Annotated in this window: 1 protein-coding gene; it reads left to right on the top strand. The window is 63.8% G+C overall.

Going from position 1 to position 3600, the window contains the following annotated elements; genetic code table 11:
- Positions 1-3600, top strand: a 3600-nt coding sequence (locus K1X74_23405; GenBank protein MBX7169299.1) for an efflux RND transporter permease subunit, incomplete at both ends; no start/stop codon positions are given.

Here is a 3600-nt window from a genome sequence, read left to right as displayed (position 1 = left end):
GGAGTACCAGGTCGACGTTCGGCCCGAGGACCTGCGCGCGTACGGCATCACGCTGGGCGAGCTCTACGGGGCGGTCGGCAAGAGCAATATGCCGGCCGGCGGCGGTGTCATTCAAAAGAACAACGCCGAGTATATCGTCCGCGGCGTCGGCTGGATCAAGGACAAGGCCGACATCGAAAACACGGTGATCAAGGAGATCGCCGGAACGCCGATCTACGTCCGCAACGTCGCCAGCGTGCAGCTGGGAGTACAGTTTCGCCGCAGCGTGTTCGAAAAGAACGGCAACGAGGTGACCGGCGGCGCCGTTCTGATGCGGCATGGCGAAAACCCCATGGCCGTCACCCAGCGGGTCAAGCAACGGATCGCCGAGCTACAGCCCGGACTCCCCGAGGGCGTGCGCATCGTGGCCGCTTACGACCGCACTCGACTGATCCACGGCGCGATCGACACGCTCACCGAGGTGATGGGGCACGAGATGCTCATTGCCTCGGTGGCGATCCTGCTGATTCTGGTGCACGTACGGAGCGTGTTCGTCATCTGCATCACGCTGCCGCTCTCGGTGCTGTTCTCGTTCCTGCTGATGTGGACGCTGCGGCGGCTGGGCATCATCGACATTCAGGCCAACATCATGTCGCTGGCCGGCATCACGATTTCCATCGGCATCCTGGTCGACCAGGCCATCGTGATGACCGAGAACGCGACCCATCATCTCAAGAGCCACTTCGGCGATAAGAAAGTCACTGGCGACATCCGCGAGCTGGTGATCGAGCCCTGCCGCACCGTCGGGCGACCGATCTTCTTCTCGGTGCTGATCATGCTGCTCTCGTTCGTGCCGGTGTTCATGCTCAGCGGGCGCGAGGGCAAGTTGTTTCATCCGTTGGCCTTTACCAAAAGCTTTGCCATGCTGGGCGTGGCGATCATCAGCGTTACGCTCGTGCCGGCCCTGATTCCCACGTTCATCCGCGGACGGCTGCGCAGCGAGGAAGAGAATCCGATCGTCCGCAGTTTCATCCACATCTATAAGCCGCTGCTCACCTGGGCCCTGCCTCGGCGAAATCTGGTGATGTGGATGTTCGCGGTGCTGCTGATCCTGGCGGCCGGAATGTTTCCACTGCAAGCCATCGTCGGCCAGGGGGCCAGCGAGACGGCCTGGCGCTCGACCTTCCTCTTGGTGTTTGGCCTGGTGTCGTTCCTGACGGTCATCTCTACCCGCGGCTTCAAATGGCAACTGCTGTCGTTTGCCACGCTGGTGCCGCTGGGATTGTGGGCCTTTCATTTTTCCAAGATCGGCGTGGCCTTCATGCCGGCGCTCGACGAAGGAACGACACTCGACATGCCCGTAACGGTGCCGCGAGCCAGCGTGACGCAGGCCGCCGACGACTTGAAGGCCCGCGACGCGCTGTTGCGCGGCTTTCCCGAGGTCGAGTCGGTCATTGGCAAGTCGGGCCGAGCCGACACGCCCACCGACCCGGCGCCGCTCGACATGGTCGAGACGTTCGTCAATTTCCGGCCGAAGGAGTTGTGGCCGAAACGCGTGCTCAAATACGCCGAAGCCGAACAGCAGGTGCGCCAACTGCTGTCGATTCTCCAGGAACGCGGCTACATCGCCAACGTCGCAGGAGCCGATGAGCGGACGAATCTGGTCAATGACGCCAGTCAAAAGGCAGTCGAGCGGTTCGACGAGACGCTGCGCGAACTGGCGCTGCGGCGCTACAACGAGTTCGAAGCGTCGCTGGGCCAGACCCTCACCAACGCCGTTGTGAGCCAAACCCTGGAACATCTCATGGCAAGCGGCCACTTGACGTTGCCGGCCGATTCCTCGGCCGACGAGCAAATGACTCGCCTGACCGCGCAATTGGCAACCGATTTCGGCTCTCCGCTGGCCCAGGGACCCACACTCGAAGAAGTCTCGCGGCTGGTGCGCGCGGTGGTGCGAGATTTGGACGACCGTGGCTACCTCGATGACCCGGTCGCCGCGCTCGAACTTCGCCCCGGTCCGCTCGGTTCGGCGATGGCCGCCGTCCGCGAGGCTCTGGGAGGCCACCGCGACACCCTCTTCGACCGCACGTTACACGACGTCGAGGCACGCCGGATGGAGCTCTGGCGCGAGCGCGTCCGGCAGATCAATTGGGAGCTGCACGACGTAGGCGTGGAGGCGTTCAACCGGTACGCGCTCGAAGAACTGGCCAAGGCCGCCGAAAAGGCCGAATGGCTCGGCGGCGCGGCGCACGGAGCCCAAACCGCCGCGTTTGCCCGTTCGGCCGTCGCGGGCCAGCTTGGCAAGCCGGCCGATCCGGCGGCCATCGAGCCATTTGCCGGGCTGCAACAGGAGCTCGACCCCGAATTCTCCGACCGAGTTTTTCTCTGGCCCCGACAGACCGGTCCGAAAGGGGATCTGGTCGACGACGAGATGGGGCGCGTCTTGCAGGTGCCCGGCTGGAGCAACATCTTCACGCAGCCGATCATCAACCGCATCGAAATGCTGTCGACCGGCGTGCGGACCGATATCGGCGTCAAAGTGTTTGGCGACAACTTGGAATCGATCGACCGCGTGTGCAAGCAGATCGAAGCGGCCCTCAAGCCCGTGGCCGGCGCCCGCGACGTGATTGCCGCGCCGATCATGGGTAAAGGCTATTTGCAGATCGACATCGACCGCCAGCAAGCGGCCCGCTACGGCATCTCGGTCGAGGACATTCAGAGCGAGATCGAGGTGGCCTTGGCCGGGCGCGCGGTGACCTACACGGTCGAAAACCGCGACCGTTTTCCCGTGCGCATTAGGTATGCCCGGACGAACCGCGAGGATGAGGAGAGCATCGGCCGGCTGTTGATTTCGTCCGGCTCCGCTGGCGCGATCGCGCCGGCTGGAATGACGTCGGCGCCTGCCAGTTCGATGAAGTCCGCGCCGCCAGCGAACCTGTCCAGCGCGGCCCACGCCGCGGCGCCCGTGCATGCCACGGGCACCGCCGTGCTCATTCCGCTGGGGGCCGTGGCCGACGTGTCGGTCGTCGAGGGCCCGGCCATGATTAAGAGCGAGAATGGCAGGCTGCTAAACTACGTGACGCTGAACGTGCGCGGCCGCGACATCGTGGGATTCGTCGACGAGGCTCAGCGCGTCGTGGCGCAAAAAGTGAAGTTGCCCGAGGGAATGCACATTGAGTGGAGCGGCGAGTTCGAGCACCAGGTGCGCGCGGCGCGGACCTTGCGATTCGTGTTTCCCGCCGTGATCGTGTTGATCTTCGTGATTCTATACCTGACCTATCAGGATCTGGCCGACGCGGCGCTGATGATGTTGGCCGTCCCCGAGGCTTTGGCCGGCGGGGCGTTTTTCATGTACCTGTTTCCCAAGATCATGCAAGGCTGGTCGGCGCCGCCGATGGATTTCAGCGTGGCCGTCTGGGTCGGCTTCATTGCCTGCTTCGGCATGGCCACCGAGACAGGAATCATCATGCTGGTTTACCTGCGCGAGGCGATCGAGAAGCGCGGCGGCCTGGAGAACATCGAGTCGCTCGAAGAACTACGGCAGGCGGTCATCGAAGGGGCGGTGCACCGCCTGCGACCAAAGCTGCTCACCGAGGGGGTGGCAATCATCGCCATCTTTCC

The sequence above is a fragment of the Pirellulales bacterium genome, assembly GCA_019694435.1.
Classification (GTDB): Bacteria; Planctomycetota; Planctomycetia; order Pirellulales; family JAEUIK01; genus JAIBBZ01.
The sequence above is the reverse complement of the archived record's forward strand: the minus strand, read 5'-3'. Positions and strand labels throughout refer to the sequence as shown.